Genomic DNA, 19,485 nt, shown 5'->3' with positions numbered 1-19,485 from the left:
TATGATCTGTATCACAGTTTATAAAAACAGAGAACAGGAATACACAGCATTTCGCTGTAAGGGACACGCAGGATACGCTGTTTCCGGAGAAGATATTGTCTGTGCCGCAGTTTCAGTTCTGGTGATAAATGCCATTAATTCTGTGGAACAGCTTGTATCAGACAGGTTTGATCTGACGACGGATTCTGATACGGGACGGATTGATTTTTCCCTGAAAGAGGGATACTCTGAAAGCTCCCTGCTGTTGCTCCGTTCACTGGTTCTGGGTTTACAGGGAATACAGAAAAATTACGGCAAAAAGTATGTTTCGCTTACATTCGAGGAGGTGTAGAACATGTTGAATATGAATCTTCAGTTTTTCGCTCATAAAAAGGGAGTTGGTTCTACCAAGAACGGCAGAGATTCCGAATCTAAACGGTTGGGTGCAAAAAGAGCTGACGGACAGTTTGTCAAGGCTGGAAATATTTTATACAGACAGCGCGGAACCAGAATTCATCCTGGGGTGAATGTTGGAAAGGGCGGAGATGATACATTATTCGCCAAGGTTGACGGCGTTCTGAGATTTGAAAGAAAAGGAAGAGATAAAAAACAGGCTTCCGTATATCCAGTAGCAGGCAACGAACAGTAGACTGCATGATACCACTGATAGACTCGACTGAATAGCCGGGTCTATTCTTTTCATACGGCTGTTTTTATCACAATTATGAGGTATAAACCATGTTTGCAGACAGTGCAAAAATTATAATAAAATCAGGGAAAGGCGGCAATGGGCATGTCTCTTTCCGACGAGAAAAATACGTTCCTAACGGCGGGCCGGACGGCGGTGACGGAGGCCATGGAGGTAACCTGATTTTTCAGGTAGACGAAGGGCTGAATACCCTCACCGATTTCAGACACCGGCGGAAATACGCAGCGGAGAACGGCGAGGACGGCAGGAAACGCAACTGCCACGGCAAAAACGGGGAAGACCTGATTGTCAAAGTACCTGCCGGAACCATCATCCGCGACGCAGAAAGCGACAAAGTCATCGCCGATATGTCCGGAGAAAACAAACGCCAGATTATTCTGAAAGGCGGCAGAGGCGGACTGGGAAATCAGCATTATGCCACCGCCACCATGCAGGCGCCGAAATATGCCCAGCCCGGACAGCCCGGTATGGAACTGGAAGTCCGTCTGGAGCTGAAAGTGATTGCGGACGTGGGACTGGTTGGATTTCCCAATGTGGGAAAATCCACACTGTTAGCCCGTGTGACCAATGCCCGGCCTAAAATTGCAAATTACCATTTTACCACTTTAAATCCCAATCTGGGTGTAGTTGATCTGGAAGACGCCGGAGGATTTGTGATTGCAGACATTCCCGGTTTAATTGAGGGAGCTTCCGAAGGAGTAGGACTGGGCCATGCTTTCCTGAAGCATATCGAGCGGACCCGCGTTATGATTCATATGGTGGACGCCGCTTCCGTAGAGGGAAGAGATCCTGTGGCAGATATTTATGCCATCAATCGGGAACTGGAAAATTACAATCCCCAGCTCTTGAAAAAACCTCAGGTTATTGCCGCAAATAAAACGGACGCCATTTATGATGAATCAGAAAGTGCCATCCCTCTGTTAAAAGCAGAATTTGAATCTCAGGGAATCCGCGTTTTTCCCATATCTGCCGTCAGCGGACAGGGATTAAAGGAATTACTGTATTATGTCAATGACCTTCTTTCCGGCATGGATGATACTCCCATTGTCTATGAACAGGAGTTCTTTCCGGAAACCGCCATATTCCAGGAAGAAGCCTGCACTGTGGAATATGACGTGGAAAATAATGTCTATGTGGTAGAAGGCCCGAAAATTGAAAAAATGCTTGGATATACCAATATTGATTCAGAAAAGGGATTTCTGTTTTTTCAGAAATTTCTGCGGGAACAGGGAATCCTGGAAGACCTGGAAAACGCCGGAATTTCCGAAGGAGATACCGTACGGATGTACGGTCTGGAATTTGATTACTATAAATAAGGCTTCAGAAAGGATATGCCATGAATATAACAAGTAAGCAGCGCGCATATTTAAAAAGTCTGGCCAGCAGCCAGGACGCCATTTTCCAGGTTGGAAAATCAAGCTTGACGCCGGAACTTGTAGCTGCAGTGGACGAAGCGCTGGAAAAAAGAGAACTGATAAAACTCTCCGTATTAAAAAACTGTTTCGACGACCCAAATGAAATAGCCGATACAGTGGCAGAGCGTACACACTCCCTGGTGGTCCAGGTGATTGGAAAAAAAATAATATTATACCGTCCGGCAAAAAAGGAGCCAAAAATTCAACTGCCGAAATAGCAGGGGTGCAATATGAAAAAAAACAAAGTACAAAGAATAGGGATTATGGGAGGAACCTTTGATCCCATTCATTACGGGCACCTGATGATTGCAGAAAATGCCAGAGAACAGTTCCGGCTTGACAAAGTATTATTTCTGCCCACAGGTCATTCTCCCCACAAGCAGGAGCAGTATGTGACCGATTCCATCCACCGCTGTCGTATGGTTGCTCTGGCCATTGCCGACAACCCCGTATTTTCCCTGAATAAGATGGAAGTGGAGTCCCGGAAAACCAGTTACACTTATATTACCATGCAGAAATTAAAAGAAAATTATACAAATGCAGAATTGTTTTTTATTCTGGGCGCAGATTCACTCTTTGATTTTGAACTTTGGCGGAAACCGGAAGAAATTCTGAAAAGCTGCCGTATTCTGGCTGCCTGCCGCAAACACAGACAGGAAGAACGATTTTTCCAGCAGATTGCTTACCTGAATGAAAAATACCAGGACAGATTTTTTCCGCTGGATACCCCCAGTCTGGAAGTATCTTCTCAGGATATTCGTAACAGGCTGCGGTATGGACGGACCATACGGTATCTTGTTCCCGGAACAGTAGAATCTTATATCAGAGAACATCATTTATATGAAGGGGAGGAAGCAGAGATTGAAACGAACGGAGATAGAGAAGAAACTGAAAAAGGAACTGGATAAGGAACGATATACCCACACCCTTGGTGTCATGTACACGGCCGCGGCACTGGCAATGGCACACCATGCAAATCTGGAACAGGCCATGTATGCAGGGCTGTTGCATGACTGTGCGAAATGCGTTTCCAGCCGGGATAAATTTAAACTGTGCAAAAAATATGATATTCCCATTTCCCCTTCAGAGGAACGAAGCCCCTTTCTGCTTCATGCAAAACTGGGAGCATTTTTCGCACAGAAATATTATGAAACAGACGATGAGGACATTCTTCATGCCATTCAGGTGCATACGACAGGAGCACCGAATATGAACACGCTGGATAAAATTATCTATATTGCAGATTATATTGAACCGAACCGGGATAAAGCACCTGACCTGGAAGAGGTACGGAAGATGGCCTTTGAAGATCTGGACCGTACCATGCTGAAAATCCTTTCAGATACACTGGATTATCTGAAGAGAAAAGGCGGTGAACTTGATCCCATGACCATGGAATCTTACCAGTATTTTAAAAATCAGGCAAAACAGGAGGACATATAATGGATATTTCCCGTGAAATGGCAAGAGCTGCCTGCCATGCATTAAGTGAAAAAAAGGCAGAAGAAGTACGTGTAATTGATATCAGTGAAATTTCTCCGCTGGCTGATTACTTTGTAATCGCAACCGGAGGAAATGTCAACCAGATTCAGGCAATGGTGGATGCAGTAGAAGAAGAACTGGGCAAAGCCGGACATACGCCGAAACAGATTGAAGGCAACCGCAGCTCAAGCTGGGTTCTCATGGATTACCGCGATATTATTGTCCACATATTTTCCAAAGAAGACCGTCTGTTTTATGATCTGGAACGAATCTGGACAGACGGTAAAAAAATAGCAGTGGAAGATTTATAAAACAACAGATTCAGGGGTCGTTGTAAAATGCAGTTTATATACAAGATATGGAAAAACCCGGATACCATAATCCGTATACAGCAGCATTTTACAGCGGCTTTTTTATCTTATAGGAAATACCGTGTCACTGTGAAATGCTAAAGTATATAGATTTCCTATAAGAGAAAAGCCTTCCGGGCAGGATGCGCAGCTCGCGGAGAGGAAATTTATTGCCAGGCAATCCGCTCGTGCGCGACAAAGCGCCCAGGTCCCTCAAGAATGAGGGATTCAGGGAGTTGAAGCGGACCTGTCCGCTTTTTTATCTTATAGGAAATACCGTGTCACACTAAAGCGTGAAAGTATCTTCTTATAAGATAAAACCATTATACACACTCGTGCGAATGGAAGATGTCACTACTATTCAAAAAAACGAAATACCCCAAACACTTTCCCAAGGATAGAACATTCTTCTACAATAATAGGCTCCATGGAGTCGTTCTCCGGCTGAAGGCGGTAATAGCCATCTTCTTTATAAAATGTCTTCACTGTGGCAGAATCATCCACCAGTGCAACTACCATATCGCCATTGGAGGCAGTGGACTGACGCCGCACCAGAATATTATCCCCGTCAAAAATTCCTGCATTTATCATGCTTTCTCCCTTTACACGCAGCATAAAACTCTCTTCATTGGGCATATATTCCGAAGGTACGGGAAAATAGGCTTCAATATTCTCCACCGCCAGCAGCGGCTGTCCGGCAGCAACACGTCCCAGAAGGGGAACATTTACCACTTCACGCCGCACCAGATTAAAGGTGTCGTCTATAATTTCAATTGCTCTTGGCTTGGTGGGATCTCTCCGGATATAACCATTCTTCTCCAGTGTTTCCAGATGAGAATGAACAGAAGACGTGGACTTCAGATGAACAGCTTCGCAAATGTCACGCACTGCAGGGGGATAGCCCCTGTTCAGAATTTCGCTCTTAATGTATTCCAGAATTTCCTTCTGTTTTTCACTTATTTTTCCATATGCCATAATCGTACCTCCCAAACTTTAACTGTTTTTATCTTAACACAGATTTCTCCGAAATGCAAACACATATTCCGAAAATCTGTTCTTGAATTTTCTTGACAAATATATGTTCTTCATTTATAATCTGTATAAACAAATGTTCGGAATATGTGTTCGGATTGGAGGGAAGAAATTATGAAATACAGCAGAACAGGTATGGCCTTATCAGAAAGGGTTTTTCAGTATATAAAAATCCGGCAGCACAGAAATAAGAAGATTCTTCTTACTGCAGGAATTTCTCTTGTCTGCTGTATTTTTGCAGGAATTCTTCTGTTCCAGGGAAAAAGCCCGAAAGCAGCAGAAACAGACACAGGCTTCAAGTCCTACACAAGCATTGAAATAAAGTCCGGCGACAGTCTCTGGAGCATTGCCTCGGAATATATGACAGATGACTATGACAGTATTCAGGAATATGTAAGAGATATTAAATCTCTAAACGGCCTTGGCAGCGATGAGATTCATGCGGGAAAATTTCTGCTTGTACCATATTATATCCCGTAACTATTTCTTGTATTTTCCTTTTCACAGAGCTATAATAGTGAATAGCGTACACAAAGCTGTAATGGAGGCAATTAATATGCGATTTATCATTCAACGCGTCACAGAAGCTCAGGTAACAGTTGAACAGGAAACCATCGGGAAAATTGGAAACGGATTTCTGGTATTTATCGGAATCAGCCATCAGGATACCCGTGAAATTGCAGATAAGATGATTCGGAAACTGACTGGTATGCGGATTTTCAGCGATGAACAGGGAAAGACAAATCTGTCTCTTCAGGATATATCCGGTGAATTATTGCTGATTTCGCAATTTACATTATATGCTGACTGCAAAAAAGGCAATCGGCCTTCCTTTACCAAAGCCGGTCATCCGGAACTGGCCAGAGAATTATATGAATACATTATATCTGAATGCAGAAAACAGATTTCGGTAGTGGAAACCGGAGTTTTCGGAGCTGACATGAAAATTTCTTTATTGAACGACGGACCCTTTACCATTCTGCTGGATTCAGAAGAAATAGTACACAGCGCTTCCTGATATATCAGTTCGCGAAATGTTGATTTTACGAACTGATATATGGAACATTTCAGACAACCAATACATCGTTCCCTGTTTGCAGCGGCTCCTGATTTTTTACAGATAGAACATTTGCCGGGACCGAATTCTGTAAACTGTTAATAATATAAAAGAAAGGATTTTTCATGGATTACGTGGAAAAAATTAATCTGGAAAATAAGCGCAAACTTCAGGGATTATTAAAAGAACTTCCAAAATTCTGCGGAGATTTTTTCCGATATCTGGATACCAGAAATACAGCATCCAGAACCAGATTATCCTATGGATATGATATTCGTATTTTTTTTGAATTTATACAGGAAAATAATCCCGTATATGCCAGAATGCCCATGCACGATATCCCCATATCCGTACTGGATGAAATGACCCCGGTGGATATTGAGGAATACCTGGCATACCTGTCTTATTATGAAAAAAGAGACGGGCAGGCTGTTACCAACGGAGAAAAAGGAAAATCCCGTAAGCTCTCCGCTATCCGTACCATGTATAACTATTATTTTAAAAAGGAATTTATTAAGACAAACGCACCTTCCATGATAGAAACACCGAAAAAGCATAAAGAAAATATTATCCGTCTCGATAAAGACGAAGTTGCGGAACTGATTTCCGCAGTGGAACACGGAAGTTCTCTTACTGCCAGGCAGCTCGCCTCCCATCAGAAAACAAAATACCGGGATATTGCTATTCTGACTCTGCTGCTCGGAACAGGTATTCGTGTATCGGAATGTGTGGGACTGGACGTCAATGATGTAAGTTTTAAACATTATGGTATGCGGGTGGTACGAAAAGGAGGGAATGAATCCATGGTTTACTTCGGCGAAGAAGTAAGCAATGCATTGTTGGATTATCTGGAGCTGGAACGCCCCATTCTGGCGGAAAAAGCATTGCCGGAACATGAAAACGCACTGTTTCTCTCCCTGAAATACAGCAGGCTGACTACCCGTGCCGTAGAAAAACTGGTAAAGAAATATACGGACGCAGCTAAAATCAGCAAAAAAATTACGCCCCACAAGCTGCGCAGCACCTATGGGACGAATCTTTATAAAGAAACAGGCGACATTTATCTGGTAGCCGATGCACTGGGCCATAAAAGTGTTGAAACCACACGCCAGCACTACGCGGCCATTGACGATGAACGCCGCAAACTTGCAGGGAAATTCTCCGGAAGTATCTTTCAGGAAGATGATTGAATTTTATATTTTTTCCGTATATCCATATAGTTCAGAATCATCTCTCCGCAGCCCTGAAGTCCAAGCTGGCTGCTGTCCAGAGTCAGATGATAGCTTCTGGAATCTCCCCATTTTTTGCTGGAATAATAGTTATAATAGCTTGCGCGTTTCTTATCTGTTTTATGTATCATGTCCGTAGCCTTTTCTCTTGAAAGGTCGAAAGTCTTCATAATATGGTCAATACGGAATTCCATATCCGCATGGATAAAGACATTGATACAATTGGGATGTTCTGCCAGTGCATAATCTGCACAGCGGCCTACAATAATGCAGGACTCCTTTCTGGCAAGATTCTTAATCGCATCAAACTGCGCCAGAAAAACTTTATGATTCAGGGGCATATCCAGAAAAGGCGCAGATGTGTACCCGCTGACAGAATAAGTATCCATAACCAGTGAATAGAGGAAACTGCTGGTGGGCTTTTCATCGTGATTTTCAAAAATTTCCTGACATAATCCGCTTTCTTTTGCAGCCATGGAAAGTAATTCCTTGTCATAGCATTTTACATTTAATTTATCCGAGAGCATCCGTCCCACATCCAGACCGCCGCTGCCAAACTCCCGTCCAATTGTAATTACAAATTGTTCCATACATATACCACCTTTCCATTTGTTCTGTCATCAGTCCAATATGTCATTTTTTCGAAGCCTTCAGGATTCCTTCCTGTTCAGCCTTCAGGTCTCCTCCCATCTGCCTTCAGGTCTCCTCCCATCTGCCTTCAGGTCTCCTCCCATCTCCGATGGGTCCCTCCTCAAGGCAAACGATGGGTCCCTCCTCAAGGCAAACGATGGGTCCCTCTTCAAGGCATATTATATCACAATCCCGGCAAAATGTATATACGGTTTCAGAGCTGGTTCTTCTGAAGGAGCTGCCTGAAATATTCCGGCAGCGGAGCTGCTATTTCAAGATATGCCCCGGTAGTGGGGTGAATAAATCCTGTGACTGCCGCATGTAATGTCTGCCCCTGCAGATGCCAGGGATTCTTCCCATTTCCATAGAGACTGTCTCCCAGAAGGGGATGGCCCATGCTGGCCATATGGACACGAATCTGATGGGTACGCCCTGTTTCCAGTTCAAATTCCATATACGTGTGTCTGGAAAACCGCTGGAGAACTCTGTAATGAGTCACTGCTCTCCTGCCATTCACCACGTTCACTGCCATCTTTTTACGCTCAATCGGATGGCGTCCAACCGTAGTTTCAATGGTTCCTGTATCCTGTTTCACAATCCCCTTCACAATTCCAAGGTAACGCCTTGTCACGGAATGCTCCTTAATCTGTTCTGCAATTCTGATATGGGCATTGTCATTTTTACAGACAATCAGAGCTCCAGTGGTATCCATATCAATCCGATGTACAATACCGGGCCGGATATGGCCATTGATACCAGAAAGGCTGTCTCTGCAGTGATACATCACTGCGTTCACCAGAGTGCCGGAATCATGGCCTGCTGAAGGATGTACTACCATCCCTTTTGGTTTATTTACCACCAGAAGGTCATCATCCTCATAGAGGACGTCCAGGGGAATGGGCTCCGGAAGAAGTTCCGGTTCCTGGGCCGGAGGAATGGTAAGGTGAACCACATCCTGCTCCGTTACCCGGTAACTGGCTTTCTGGGGTTCCCTGTTTACAAGCACCTGACCTTCTTTTATCAGTTTCTGAAGAAAAGAGCGTGAGGAATCTTTGCAGACTTCGGACAGAAATTTATCCAGACGTTCTCCGGTCTGTTCCGGATTCACCTCAAATTTCTCCGCGTTTTCAGGAAAAAAATCCTCCATTATTTTGCCTCCTGTTACTGCTGCCCTTCTTCTGACTTATCTTTCTTCCTGCGGAAAGGCCAGAGCATTTCCAGTTCTTCTTCTTTATAATAGAAAAGAACCAGTATCAGCAAAAGTCCCATTCCCACCGTAACATAAATGTCAGCCACATTGAAAATAGGAAAGTTTATCAGCTCAAAATAAAAGAAATCTATCACATAATTCAGACGCAGCCGATCCACCAGGTTTCCCAGAGCCCCCGCTGTCAGAAGAACCAGAATAAACCGGAGCCAGCGATACTTTTTATCCATGGGAATCCGGAAATATACCAGAACCATCAGCATAAGCATAAGCAGCGTACTGATTACAAACCACGGCTTCTGACCCTGCATCAGGCCAAATGCCGCACCCCGGTTCTCCAGGTAGTGAAGCTGAAATACGTCCGGAATCAGGACAAAGGAACTGCCGTCCTTTAAATGGATGACCGCCAGATATTTGGTTACCTGGTCCAGCATCAGCAGCAACACAGTGCTGACTGCATAGAGGATACAGCTTTTTCGCTTTTTCGCATTCATAAAATATATCTTATCCCTTCTAAAATCTCAGAATCCGTCAAATCCTTTGTAATATAAGATTCTCCCAGTGTTTTCAGCAGAATAAATTTTATTTTTCCGGATTCCATTTTTTTATCCAGTTTTGTGGCTGCAAGAATCTCTTCCGGACTGTGAGAAAAATCGGAAAGGGATACGGGAAGTCCGTAATTTTGCAGAATGGCTTTTAATTCCTCAAACTGCCCCGGTGAAACTGTGCCTTTCCGACAGGAAATATAACCGGCGCTTACCATGCCAAGGGCCACGCATTCTCCATGGCATAAGGAAAAGTCAGACAATTTTTCGATGGCATGGCCAATGGTGTGACCGAAATTTAAAAGTGCGCGTTCTCCCTGTTCTTTTGGATCCCGCTCCACCACATCCCCTTTAATCCGGCAGCTCCTGTAAATCATTTCCTCCATAACAGGATAATCCTGCATTCGGATTTCCTGGCTGCGGCTGCGGATAAACTCCGTATAATTGCTGTCTTTGATAAATCCGTGTTTGATTATTTCAGCCATTCCGGCAATAAACTGACGTTCGGGCAGTGTTTTCAGAGTGGAGATGTTCATATAGACCAGCCGGGGCATGTAAAAAGCCCCTACCATATTTTTATACTGCTGAAAATCCACGCCCGTTTTTCCGCCAATGCTGCTGTCCGTCTGGGCCAGCAGAGAAGTGGGAACCTGCACAAAATCAATACCTCGCAGATAAGTGGCTGCCGCAAATCCGGCCATATCCCCCACCACTCCCCCGCCCAGGGCAATTAAAACGTCTTTCCGGTCAAAGGCATTCTGAATCAGATGGTGATAAATCGCTCCTACCGTATCTGTGTTTTTACTGGCCTCTCCCGCTTCAAATACAAAGGAAGTACAGCAGGAAAAAACCGGCTCCAGAAGTGATTTCACTTCCTCCAGGTACCAGCCTGCCACATTGGATTCGGTAATAATACATGCCCGGTTCCTGCCGTATCCAAGTCCTTTTAACTGTTCCGGAAGCAGACGGAAATCCGGCTGAATTTCAATATTGTAACATGGTTTTCCTTCATAAGAGACTGTTATTGTTTTTCCCATAATCATTCCTCAATCTAAATATATTTTTCATACTGTATTTTCATGCGTCCTTTCCGTGTCTCTCCCCGGCAGCCCAGAAATCGGAATCTCCCCATAGAACGCACGGAAATCAAATCCTGTTCCCTGCATTCATAAGTAATCTGAAGGATTTCCCTGTTATTGATAAACACCCGGCCGCTGCGAATCCACTGGCTTGCCTGAGAACGGGATATTCTGCAGAGACAGGCAATTACGCTGTCCAGACGATTGGAAGTTATGATTCCCTCTCCGGCTTCTTTTTTCGGCTCCGGAGAAATTTCCCCAGGTTCCGTCCGTTCCGTACAGACCGTGGTATGGCGTATCCGGGTAAGTTCTTCCATAATATACGCTGCATTCTTTTCATGGCAGAACACGTAAATCTCCTGCTCATCCACCAGAATGTCCCCCAGTCTGGAACGCTCAAGTCCAAGATTCATCAGACTTCCAAGTACATCCCGATGACTTAATTCTTCAGCAAATTTTTTATTTACTGGTGTGATTTTCAAACAGGATATGGGAAAATTCCAGGTATAACAAAGAGCATCAGGTATAAATGCAATCATCTGACGCTCACTTAATTCATATCCGCCGGACAATGCAAAGTCGCAGCAGAGTTCAGGACCCTGGCGGCGGAAAATATTCAATTCGTTTAAGTTTAAAAATTCACTGAATACAACGATGTTTTTCTGCTGTGCCTGTCTGGATAAATCAATAAAACGTTTCGCCAGTAATTTTTCGTCCCTTGTCATCTCTGCCATTTTCTAAAAATCCCTCTGGATGGCAGGTACGTCAAAGGCATCCATAATATTGGCAAAATCACCGGAAATATCCACATTGGGCGGCGTAATGATAAATATGTAATTGGAAATTTTCTGGAGATTTCCGCTGATGGCAAAACAGGAACCGGAAGTGAAATCAATAATACGCTGGGCAATATCCACATCCAGCCCTTCCACATTCAATACAACGGTTCTGTTCAGCAGCAAGGTCTCTGTAATTTCCCGTGCATCTTCTACTGTGGTGGGCTTGATGACGCATACTTCCATGCCGTTTGCCTGCCTTTTGGAAGGGCGCATAGGCGTTACCTTCGGCGTTTTTACCGGACGCGGACGTTTTTCTTCAAAATCATCTTCCTCATCTTCCGTATCTTTTTCCTTCAGAAAGCTCTTCCGTTTAGGCTTTTCTTCTTCATAATCGTCATCATAGTAATCGTCATCGTAAAAATCATCGTCGTCTGAATTCAATCTCATAACATCTAAAAATTTATCCAGCATTCCCATAATAGTCTCCCTTTAATCAGTTTCACAGGTTTTCGGATAATTCCGCTCGCCAAAAATACCTGTTCCAACACGAACCATGGTGGCCCCTTCTTCTATGGCTACCATGTAGTCACCTGTCATGCCCATAGAAAGCACAGACATACTTACATTATCAATGTTTTTCCGCATTATGTCAACAGATAATTGCCGGATTTGATGAAAATATTCCCGATTGTCTTCCGGATTCTCCACAAAGGGAGCAATTGTCATAAGGCCTTTGATGTGGATATGAGGAAGTCTGGCAATTTCTTCCACAAGCCGGAAGGCTTCTTCTCTGGAAATTCCAAACTTGCTTTCCTCCTGGGCAATATTAACTTCCACCAGAATATCCACTTCCACCTGCTTCTTTTCTGCCTGTGCGCTGATTTCCTCTGCCAGACGCAGGGAATCCACAGAATGAATCAGACATACCTTGTCCACAATATATTTTACCTTGTTTCTCTGGAGGTGTCCAATCATATGCCAGTGAATGTCAGAAGGCAGAACCGGATATTTGTCCATAATCTCCTGCACTTTATTTTCTCCGAATTCCCGGCTTCCGGCTTCATAGGCTTCCTCCAGCATGGGAACAGGCTTTGTCTTGCTGACTGCAATCAGGGTAACTTCCTCCGGACTTCTGCCGGACTTCTCACATGCTTTTCTGATATTTTCCTGTACCTGTAATAAATTCTCTTTTACCATACCATATATCCTCCTGCGGCAGCTTACCGTATAATCTCATTTTCTCTGATGGCTGAGGCTTCCAGCGCTATGTGATCGTAAAGGGAAATTCCATAACTGGTTCCTGTATCTACAATGGTATATTCCTGATTCTGAAACAGGATTTCCACTTTACGAAATACCGCATAACCTCTGTTAATATTAAAGACTCCTGGCAGAGACTCTGTTTCTGACAGGGTAAATTTCTCACTGGAATCTGATTTTATCAGAATATCCCCCTTTTCCAGGGCGGAAGCTGCAATATAGTATCTGTTTTCTGTTTCTTCTGCAATCGCAACTTCTGTAAATTCCATAATGATCTTGCCATTATCATCCTGATACTGACGCGTAACGCCGCTGTTCCCGTCATCTCCGCCTTTGGTGAGAAAATCTTTGGGAATGAGAAAGAAATCTTTTTTCGTCAGAGCTGTGTTTGGTATTTTCAGTCCATTGGTATCTGACAGCAGCAGCTTCACATCCAGATAGCGGTCCGCAGCAAAGCGAATGGCAGAATTCTGGAAGGTCAGTATCAGATACCAGTCATCGCCCTGATTTAAAATCCGGGAAGCCCCCCAGGCAGTGGAATTGTCCTTCTTAAACTCCACCTGTATATTGGACTCCTTTGCCAGATCATCGGCCAGTTCCTTCTCTATCGGAACCACCAGGTTCCAGATTTCGCTGGTAATCATCTTATAAGCTGGCTCTCCGGCAGTTACCTGCTCTCTGGAAATCAGATTTTCTTTCTGATGGGCAGAAGCATCAAAAATATCTTTCGTGAAATTTTCCGTTGTCACATGTTCCAGACCATCCGTATTGTATACCACAATTCCGGGCTCCGCAGCCTGATGGATGTGGAATCCCAAGGCCCCTTCCTGGTAATGATCCAGACTGGATAACGCATTGGCACTGATGGCTTCCATCAGTTCTGCTTCCATATCATACTGAAAGGTATATACCTTATAAAAATCTTCATTGGAATAATCCAGCACATAGTTGGACGCTGTTTTTTCCAGTTCGTCGTAGGAGCCTTTTTCAGCAAAAAGCTGTCCGTCGTTCTGACTGGTAATCTCTTTGTAGAAATCTCCGGTTTCATCCACAGAATACACATAGGAATTTACACTGACTTTCGCAGCATCTCTGTTATAATAATTGATATAACCGGAATTTTCCGCCTGAAACACTTTTTCTTCCCGCAGAATGACGCCGGTATACGTGTGATTCTGGGTAATGGTTCCCTGAGTTACCTCATAAACTGCCACCTGTCCTGCAGTAAAATACTGGAAAATATTGTAAACCATATATACAAATATAATAAGAAAAACAACAACGCCTATATTAAAATGAGACGTTCTGTGGAATTTTACAACTTTTTTATTATTTTTTTTTGCCATAAATATTAAGTCCTGTTTCTGTGGCTGCACACAATGAAATGTTACAGATATTCTATCATTTTAAAAGTACAAACTCAAGTGCCATGAATTTCCAACATGATTTTTTTTCGTCTGGAAATACTAAATTCATGTAAAAGGAGGAATGCATATGAATACCAAAGGTTTGGATTACACACTGCTGGCACTGGTGATTGTAGGTGCTGTCAATTGGGGACTGATCGGTTTATTCCGTTTTGACCTGGTATCATTTTTATTCGGCGATATGAGCTGGCTCACCCGGATTATCTATGGAATCGTAGGAATCGGCGGTCTGTATCTCTGCAGCGTTTTTGGGCGCATCCGCTCCATCAACGAAGCCTGACATTCAGCATCTCATCTGCAGAAAACGAATATATTTTCAATCAAAGGGGTTATCGCTGCTTACTCGATAACCCCTTTTGTATGTTCTCATGTTGATGCGGACCTGTCCGCTTTTCTGATGGTCTACAGAGATACGATTACCTTCCCCCTGGTACAGTCAGGCAAATCTCTTTCATTCATGGAAATGCTTAAAATAAAATTAACATGGAATTTATCGCTGATAGAGTCCAGCTTGGTGATAGCATGGCTGATATCGCCGCCCTCTAACATTGCAATGGTAAGGAAACTGTCTAAATACATCTCTTCCAGATCGTGATCCTGAGAAATAACCCCGCAGAGGAATCCCAGAAATTCATCACAATTTGAAATCATATAATCCGAAACATTAATCAGACGAACTTTATTGCTGAGCTCATACATGTGCTTCTGGCTTTTATCCAGATACACAATATTGCCGGTAGCAGATTTTACCGATTCGTTTACCCTCTCCAATAAATGTTTTGTCTTACCTTTTCCCTTTTCGCCAGCTATAATTTGTACCATGACAATCTCCTCCTAGTCTCAACCGAATTTATGCAAAATAGATAATTTTCTTCTCACAATTCAGAAGTCCATTCTCAATTTTGCATGACAATAATGCTTTTAATATGGTAATTATAGTATATATTTACGGGAAATTCAACCGCTATTTCAAATTTCTTTTAGTAATTGTGTCATTTCCTCGTAAAGCCCGTCAGCGTTGTCCGCCTTAAAAACAATGGATATAATGGGAAGTTCCCCTTTCTTACTGTAGAGCACCAGACAGGAGCCCGCATCACTGGTGGTTCCTGTTTTCCCTCCGATAACCTGGAGCCCTTCCGGCACCTCTTTTTCTCCGTTCAGATACTTATTGGTACTTTTCCATTCTTTCGTAACAGCCTGCCCGGAAGCATCGGTCAGTTCTCCGGTATGGGAAGAAGCGCTGATAATTTTAACGAATTCTTCATTTTCCATGGCCGCCTGAAAAATCAGATACATATCATATACGGTGGTATAGTGTTCTTCATTCTGCAGGCCATGGGCATTTACAAAATGGGAGTTGGTGGCGCCCAGGGCTTTTGCCTCCTCATTCATCTTCTTTGCAAATTCTTCCGTGCTTCCGGAGACCAGATCCGCTATAACATTAGCGGCATCATTTCCGCTGCAGAGAATCAGCCCATAGAGCAGATGCTCCAGTGTGGTGGTTTCTCCTGCTTTCAGCCCGCAGACAGATGACCCCGGCTCAAGCTGAAGCTCCGCTTCCGTTACGGTGGCAGTATCTGTCAGTTTTCCATACTTTAAGGCCACATAGGCAGTCAGAATCTTGGTAGTGCTTGCCGGATACAGCCGTTCATGCACATTTTTTCCAAATACCATGGTATGTTCTTTTAAGTTAAACAGTCCGGCAGCCTGAGAAAGAGAATCTGTCACGTTTTCACTTAAGATATTCTCGTTACCTGCCACACAGAGTTCTTCCGCAAAAAAGGAACTTGATGCGGATGTAGCGCTGTTGCTGCTCTCCACAGTAAGTCCGTACATTCCGGGACTTTCTGCAATGTCATAGGCATGTTCCACGGTCACTTTCTCTCCGCAGCCGCAGAGCAGTACAAGAGAGAGAATAAACCCTGCTATTCTGACTGTCTGATTTCTATTTATACATTTCACGCCACTCTAAGTCTCCTCTGTCCAGTGATTTGATTAACAGTTCTGCTGTGGCAAGGTTGGTTGCCAGTGGAATATTATGAGTATCACACAGATGAACCACATTGTTGACGTCCGGTTCATGGGATTTCGGCGTCAGAGGATCCCGCAGAAAGATTACAAGGTCAATCTGATTGTGCTCAATCTGAGCGCCAAGCTGCTGGGCGCCTCCCAGATGTCCGGCCAGATATTTGTGAATTGACAGATTTGTCACTTCCTCAATAAGTCTTCCGGTGGTTCCCGTTGCAAACAGCTCATTTTTGCAGAGTATCCCCCGATATGCAATGCAAAAATTCTGCATTAATTTTTTCTTCGAATCATGTGCAATCAATCCAATATTCATTTTAAAAACCCTCCATTCTGTACTTAAGAGGCTGAAGCCCTACATTCAATACAAGTCCAATCCCAATAAACAGACTTACCAGCGAGGTAAGCCCGTAGCTGACAAAGGGCAATGGCAGACCGGTATTCGGCATTAATCCGGTCACCACACAGATATTAACGAATGTCTGGAATCCAACCCAGGCAGCAACTCCGCCGCAAATCAGCCGTCCCGACAAATCTTTTGCCTTTCTCCCAATTAAAATACATTCGATTACGATTAACAGCAACAGCAACAGTATCACGGCTCCTCCCACAAATCCCAGTTCTTCTCCTGCAACTGCGAAAATAAAATCTGTCTGAGGCTCCGGAATATAATTTCCATTTTTCACCGAAAAGGCCGTATCGTTGTTCAGTCCCTTACCCCACAATTGTCCGGAGCCGATGGCCATAATGGAATTCTGCTGCTGATATGCATCTTTTGCATATTTTTCCGGCTGCAGCCAGGCCATAATACGCAACCACTGGTAATAGTCAAGAATCTTCTGATTCGGCTGCAGAATCAGATAGATAAACAGGGTTCCGGCCGGAATCAGTACCGCCAGCACGCCTGCTATTATTTTATAACTTAATCCGGCCAAAAACAAGAGTGCAATAAAAATTATTGCTACAACAATACTGGTAGACAAATCCGGCTGCTGCTCAATCATGAACCAGGGGACAAATATCAGCCCTCCGGAAAGCAGAATCATGGGCAGCGTATTGATTTTCTCCTGATATTTGGAAAAAAACCAGGAAAAAAACAGAATCAGCAGTATTTTTGATAGCTCTGAAGGCTGGAACCGAAATCCGGCAATCTCAATCCAGCGTCCAGCTCCCCCGGCCTGATGTCCAAATACATGAAACGTAATCAGCGAAAGGAGACCGATATTGAATATATAAATCAGCCAGTTAAAACGCAGAATAAAGGAATAATCAATCATGGAGACAATCACCATCACGAACAGCCCCAGCAGAAGCCCGAACACCTGTTTCGACTGCACGGCTTTCTGAGCGCTGCCAATCACACTGATTCCAAGCATGGTAAGCGCTACCACATAGATTACCAAACGAAAATTGTAGTTTTTAATCTGATATTGTTTTAACATAATTCCAGTCCCTTATCCAAATCTCTGCATTTTTTATCAGGAAGCACTTGGGTGCTTCATATCCTTAATGGGAATATTGGCATACAATGCGGGTACATTCCCGTTATTTCCCTCTGATTCCGTCTGGGTAATCTGAATGTCCAGTCCGTCCGCATCAATCTCCATATATTTTGAAATCACCTGAATAATGTCATTTTTTATCATTTCCATCACATCCGGAGAACAGTTTGCACGGTCGGAAACCAACAGTAATTTTAATCGGTCTTTGGCAATATCCCCGGAGGTTTTCTTTTTAAATAAATCCATTAAACCCATACTGGCTTCCTCCTAATTTTTCTTAAAAATTTCTTTCAGTTTCCCCCATACGCTGGATTTAATCTCCAAATCCAGGAAGGGCACTTCCTCTCCCAGAATTCTGTGACAGATATTGGCAAATGCTTTCCCCGCCAGACAGTCCGAGCCAACCAGCGGTTCTCCCTGATTGGTGGAAATTACAATCTGCTCGTCGTCCGGCACCGCACCAATCAGATCTATGGCAAGGATATCCGTCACATCATTGATGTTCATCATATCCCCACGTTTTACCATATCCATACGGAGACGGTTCACAATCAGCTCCGTTCTCTTTACTTCATTTGCTCCCAGAAGCCCGATAATCCGGTCCGCATCCCGGATAGCGGAAACCTCCGGCGTGGTAACCACCAGCGCCCGGTCTGCTCCGGCAATGGCATTTTTAAATCCCTGTTCAATTCCTGCCGGGCAGTCCAGCAGAATATAGTCAAATTCTTCTCTCAGCTCTTCTATCAGCTTAATCATCTGTTCCGGCGACACGGCAGATTTGTCTCTGGTCTGGGCAGAAGGCAGCAGGGAAAGATTGGGATAACGCTTATCCTTAATCAGAGCCTGCTTCATACGACAGTTTCCTTCCACCACATCCACCAGATTGTAAACAATGCGGTTTTCCAGCCCCATAACCACATCCAGATTCCGAAGTCCGATATCGGTATCAATCAGCACAACTTTTTTGTCAAGCTGCGCCAGACCCGTTCCCACATTTGCCGTAGTGGTGGTTTTTCCAACTCCGCCCTTGCCTGATGTTATAACAATTACTTCACTCATCCTACTATATCCTCCTGCTTTTTATATATTATTCAAAAGACCCTTTGTAATCGGTTCAATGTAGATATTGCCGTCTTTTACGATGGCTACCTGTGGTTCCGATACAACTTTCTGTTTCTTCAGACGCTTTTTTCCGGTTACCTTGTCGGCGCTCCTTCCCATCACGTCCCCGATTTTAATCTGAATGGGATCCATATCCAGAGCGGCCACGAAAGCCTGTTCATTGCCGTTTGCCCCCGCATAGGCATTGCCTTTCAGTGCTCCCAGTACCACAATATTTCCTTTGGAAATTACTTTTGCCCCCGGATTGATGTCTCCAAGGATAACGATACTGGTTTCACAGTCCAGAACCTGCCCGGAGCGAAGGGTTCCTTTGTAAAATTCTCCGGTTTTTCCGGCCTGCTCATCCTCAAATCGCTCAATTTTCTGGCGAATCAGTTCCTCTCTCAGCGCATCGTTGTCCAGAATACAGATAATATTGATGGATGTATGATCCGTAATGGTCTCCACAATGCGGAATTCTTCCTCCTGTGTCAGTTTTCTCCCTTCAAAGGAAATGGCCATTTTGGCATTCTTAAAAAATCCTTCGGAATCTTTAAACCGTTCCCGAATACAGTCCAGCAGCGATTCAAATTCCATGCTGTCATCCAGAATCAGATTGATTCCGTACCTGTTACTCTTCAGTACCACTGGCTTTGACAAATTCATCCCTCCAAACT

Annotated in this window: 27 protein-coding genes; 11 read left to right on the top strand and 16 right to left on the bottom strand. The window is 43.9% G+C overall.

Annotated features, from left to right (window positions below):
* The first annotated feature begins 1 nt into the window (after position 1).
* From VSQ32_05785 to rsfS, 7 genes are all read left to right on the top strand, one after another.
* Positions 2-331 carry a ribosomal-processing cysteine protease Prp gene (locus VSQ32_05785; GenBank protein MEH2942379.1) on the top strand — a complete coding sequence of 110 codons (330 nt, stop codon included), beginning with the start codon at positions 2-4 and terminating at the stop codon, positions 329-331.
* A gap of 3 nt (positions 332-334) precedes the next feature.
* Positions 335-628, top strand: a complete 294-nt coding sequence (gene rpmA, locus VSQ32_05780) for a 50S ribosomal protein L27 (protein MEH2942378.1) — start codon at positions 335-337, stop codon at positions 626-628.
* 89 nt (positions 629-717) lie between these two features.
* Positions 718-2,004: a GTPase ObgE gene (obgE, locus tag VSQ32_05775; protein ID MEH2942377.1), complete on the top strand. Its 1,287-nt coding sequence runs from the start codon at positions 718-720 to the stop codon at positions 2,002-2,004.
* A gap of 20 nt (positions 2,005-2,024) precedes the next feature.
* Complete coding sequence (yhbY, locus tag VSQ32_05770) at positions 2,025-2,321, top strand: ribosome assembly RNA-binding protein YhbY (protein ID MEH2942376.1); 297 nt, start codon at positions 2,025-2,027, stop codon at positions 2,319-2,321.
* Positions 2,322-2,333: 12 nt separating this feature from the next.
* The gene (gene nadD, locus VSQ32_05765) at positions 2,334-3,011 is read left to right on the top strand and encodes a nicotinate-nucleotide adenylyltransferase (protein MEH2942375.1); all 678 of its coding nucleotides are present in this window, start codon (positions 2,334-2,336) and stop codon (positions 3,009-3,011) included.
* Positions 2,965-3,546 (top strand): bis(5'-nucleosyl)-tetraphosphatase (symmetrical) YqeK, encoded by a 582-nt coding sequence (gene yqeK / locus VSQ32_05760; GenBank protein MEH2942374.1) that lies wholly within the window; start codon positions 2,965-2,967, stop codon positions 3,544-3,546. Before nadD ends, yqeK begins: the two co-directional genes overlap by 47 nt.
* Positions 3,546-3,896: a ribosome silencing factor gene (gene rsfS / locus VSQ32_05755; protein MEH2942373.1), complete on the top strand. Its 351-nt coding sequence runs from the start codon at positions 3,546-3,548 to the stop codon at positions 3,894-3,896. Before yqeK ends, rsfS begins: the two co-directional genes overlap by 1 nt.
* 396 nt (positions 3,897-4,292) lie before the next feature.
* Here rsfS and lexA read toward each other — a convergent pair whose 3' ends face one another.
* The gene (gene lexA / locus VSQ32_05750; protein MEH2942372.1) at positions 4,293-4,910 is read right to left on the bottom strand and encodes a transcriptional repressor LexA; all 618 of its coding nucleotides are present in this window, start codon (positions 4,908-4,910) and stop codon (positions 4,293-4,295) included.
* A 171-nt stretch (positions 4,911-5,081) separates the two neighbouring features.
* Between lexA and VSQ32_05745 the strand changes: the two genes are divergently transcribed.
* The 3 genes from VSQ32_05745 to VSQ32_05735 all read left to right on the top strand — a co-directional run bounded on the left by VSQ32_05745 (position 5,082) and on the right by VSQ32_05735 (position 7,214).
* On the top strand, positions 5,082-5,447 hold the full coding sequence (locus VSQ32_05745; GenBank protein ID MEH2942371.1) for a LysM peptidoglycan-binding domain-containing protein: 366 nt from the start codon (positions 5,082-5,084) through the stop codon (positions 5,445-5,447).
* A 76-nt stretch (positions 5,448-5,523) separates the two neighbouring features.
* Positions 5,524-5,985, top strand: a complete 462-nt coding sequence (gene dtd, locus VSQ32_05740; GenBank protein ID MEH2942370.1) for a D-aminoacyl-tRNA deacylase — start codon at positions 5,524-5,526, stop codon at positions 5,983-5,985.
* A gap of 164 nt (positions 5,986-6,149) precedes the next feature.
* Positions 6,150-7,214 carry a tyrosine-type recombinase/integrase gene (locus VSQ32_05735; protein ID MEH2942369.1) on the top strand — a complete coding sequence of 355 codons (1,065 nt, stop codon included), beginning with the start codon at positions 6,150-6,152 and terminating at the stop codon, positions 7,212-7,214.
* On the opposite strand, the gene VSQ32_05730 is transcribed toward VSQ32_05735, so the two are convergent.
* The 8 genes from VSQ32_05730 to VSQ32_05695 all read right to left on the bottom strand — a co-directional run bounded on the left by VSQ32_05730 (position 7,199) and on the right by VSQ32_05695 (position 14,099).
* Complete coding sequence (locus tag VSQ32_05730) at positions 7,199-7,843, bottom strand: cytidylate kinase-like family protein (protein MEH2942368.1); 645 nt, start codon at positions 7,841-7,843, stop codon at positions 7,199-7,201. The genes VSQ32_05735 and VSQ32_05730 overlap by 16 nt on opposite strands.
* A 254-nt stretch (positions 7,844-8,097) precedes the next feature.
* Positions 8,098-9,030 (bottom strand): RluA family pseudouridine synthase, encoded by a 933-nt coding sequence (locus tag VSQ32_05725; protein ID MEH2942367.1) that lies wholly within the window; start codon positions 9,028-9,030, stop codon positions 8,098-8,100.
* Between the two features lie 14 nt (positions 9,031-9,044).
* Entirely contained in the window at positions 9,045-9,584 is a 540-nt protein-coding gene (lspA, locus tag VSQ32_05720) for a signal peptidase II (protein MEH2942366.1), read from the bottom strand.
* A complete protein-coding gene (aroB, locus tag VSQ32_05715) occupies positions 9,581-10,672 on the bottom strand; it encodes a 3-dehydroquinate synthase (GenBank protein ID MEH2942365.1) in 1,092 nt (363 codons plus the stop codon). Before aroB ends, lspA begins: the two co-directional genes overlap by 4 nt.
* A 14-nt stretch (positions 10,673-10,686) precedes the next feature.
* Positions 10,687-11,448 carry a YlmH/Sll1252 family protein gene (locus VSQ32_05710; GenBank protein ID MEH2942364.1) on the bottom strand — a complete coding sequence of 254 codons (762 nt, stop codon included), beginning with the start codon at positions 11,446-11,448 and terminating at the stop codon, positions 10,687-10,689.
* A 3-nt stretch (positions 11,449-11,451) separates the two neighbouring features.
* On the bottom strand, positions 11,452-11,970 hold the full coding sequence (locus tag VSQ32_05705) for a cell division protein SepF (GenBank protein ID MEH2942363.1): 519 nt from the start codon (positions 11,968-11,970) through the stop codon (positions 11,452-11,454).
* A 12-nt stretch (positions 11,971-11,982) separates the two neighbouring features.
* Positions 11,983-12,690: a YggS family pyridoxal phosphate-dependent enzyme gene (locus VSQ32_05700; GenBank protein ID MEH2942362.1), complete on the bottom strand. Its 708-nt coding sequence runs from the start codon at positions 12,688-12,690 to the stop codon at positions 11,983-11,985.
* A gap of 23 nt (positions 12,691-12,713) precedes the next feature.
* Complete coding sequence (locus tag VSQ32_05695) at positions 12,714-14,099, bottom strand: HlyD family efflux transporter periplasmic adaptor subunit (protein MEH2942361.1); 1,386 nt, start codon at positions 14,097-14,099, stop codon at positions 12,714-12,716.
* Between the two features lie 148 nt (positions 14,100-14,247).
* On the opposite strand from VSQ32_05695, the gene VSQ32_05690 reads away from it, so the two are divergent.
* Positions 14,248-14,460: a DUF378 domain-containing protein gene (locus VSQ32_05690; GenBank protein MEH2942360.1), complete on the top strand. Its 213-nt coding sequence runs from the start codon at positions 14,248-14,250 to the stop codon at positions 14,458-14,460.
* 122 nt (positions 14,461-14,582) lie between these two features.
* Here VSQ32_05690 and VSQ32_05685 read toward each other — a convergent pair whose 3' ends face one another.
* From VSQ32_05685 to VSQ32_05655, 7 genes are all read right to left on the bottom strand, one after another.
* A complete protein-coding gene (locus VSQ32_05685; GenBank protein MEH2942359.1) occupies positions 14,583-15,002 on the bottom strand; it encodes a twitching motility protein PilT in 420 nt (139 codons plus the stop codon).
* A gap of 147 nt (positions 15,003-15,149) precedes the next feature.
* Entirely contained in the window at positions 15,150-16,142 is a 993-nt protein-coding gene (locus VSQ32_05680) for a serine hydrolase (GenBank protein ID MEH2942358.1), read from the bottom strand.
* Positions 16,126-16,521 (bottom strand): methylglyoxal synthase, encoded by a 396-nt coding sequence (locus VSQ32_05675; GenBank protein ID MEH2942357.1) that lies wholly within the window; start codon positions 16,519-16,521, stop codon positions 16,126-16,128. The genes VSQ32_05680 and VSQ32_05675 overlap by 17 nt, the downstream gene beginning before the upstream one ends.
* A gap of 1 nt (position 16,522) precedes the next feature.
* Positions 16,523-17,647 carry an FtsW/RodA/SpoVE family cell cycle protein gene (locus VSQ32_05670; protein ID MEH2942356.1) on the bottom strand — a complete coding sequence of 375 codons (1,125 nt, stop codon included), beginning with the start codon at positions 17,645-17,647 and terminating at the stop codon, positions 16,523-16,525.
* Positions 17,648-17,683: 36 nt separating this feature from the next.
* Entirely contained in the window at positions 17,684-17,962 is a 279-nt protein-coding gene (gene minE / locus VSQ32_05665) for a cell division topological specificity factor MinE (protein ID MEH2942355.1), read from the bottom strand.
* 12 nt (positions 17,963-17,974) lie between these two features.
* The gene (gene minD, locus VSQ32_05660; GenBank protein ID MEH2942354.1) at positions 17,975-18,766 is read right to left on the bottom strand and encodes a septum site-determining protein MinD; all 792 of its coding nucleotides are present in this window, start codon (positions 18,764-18,766) and stop codon (positions 17,975-17,977) included.
* 21 nt (positions 18,767-18,787) lie between these two features.
* Positions 18,788-19,474 carry a septum site-determining protein MinC gene (locus VSQ32_05655; protein ID MEH2942353.1) on the bottom strand — a complete coding sequence of 229 codons (687 nt, stop codon included), beginning with the start codon at positions 19,472-19,474 and terminating at the stop codon, positions 18,788-18,790.
* Between the last annotated feature and the right edge of the window lie 11 nt (positions 19,475-19,485).

The organism is Lachnospiraceae bacterium JLR.KK002, assembly GCA_036941025.1.
Lineage (GTDB): Bacteria > Bacillota > Clostridia > Lachnospirales > Lachnospiraceae > Petralouisia.
The sequence above is the reverse complement of the archived record's forward strand: the minus strand, read 5'-3'. Positions and strand labels throughout refer to the sequence as shown.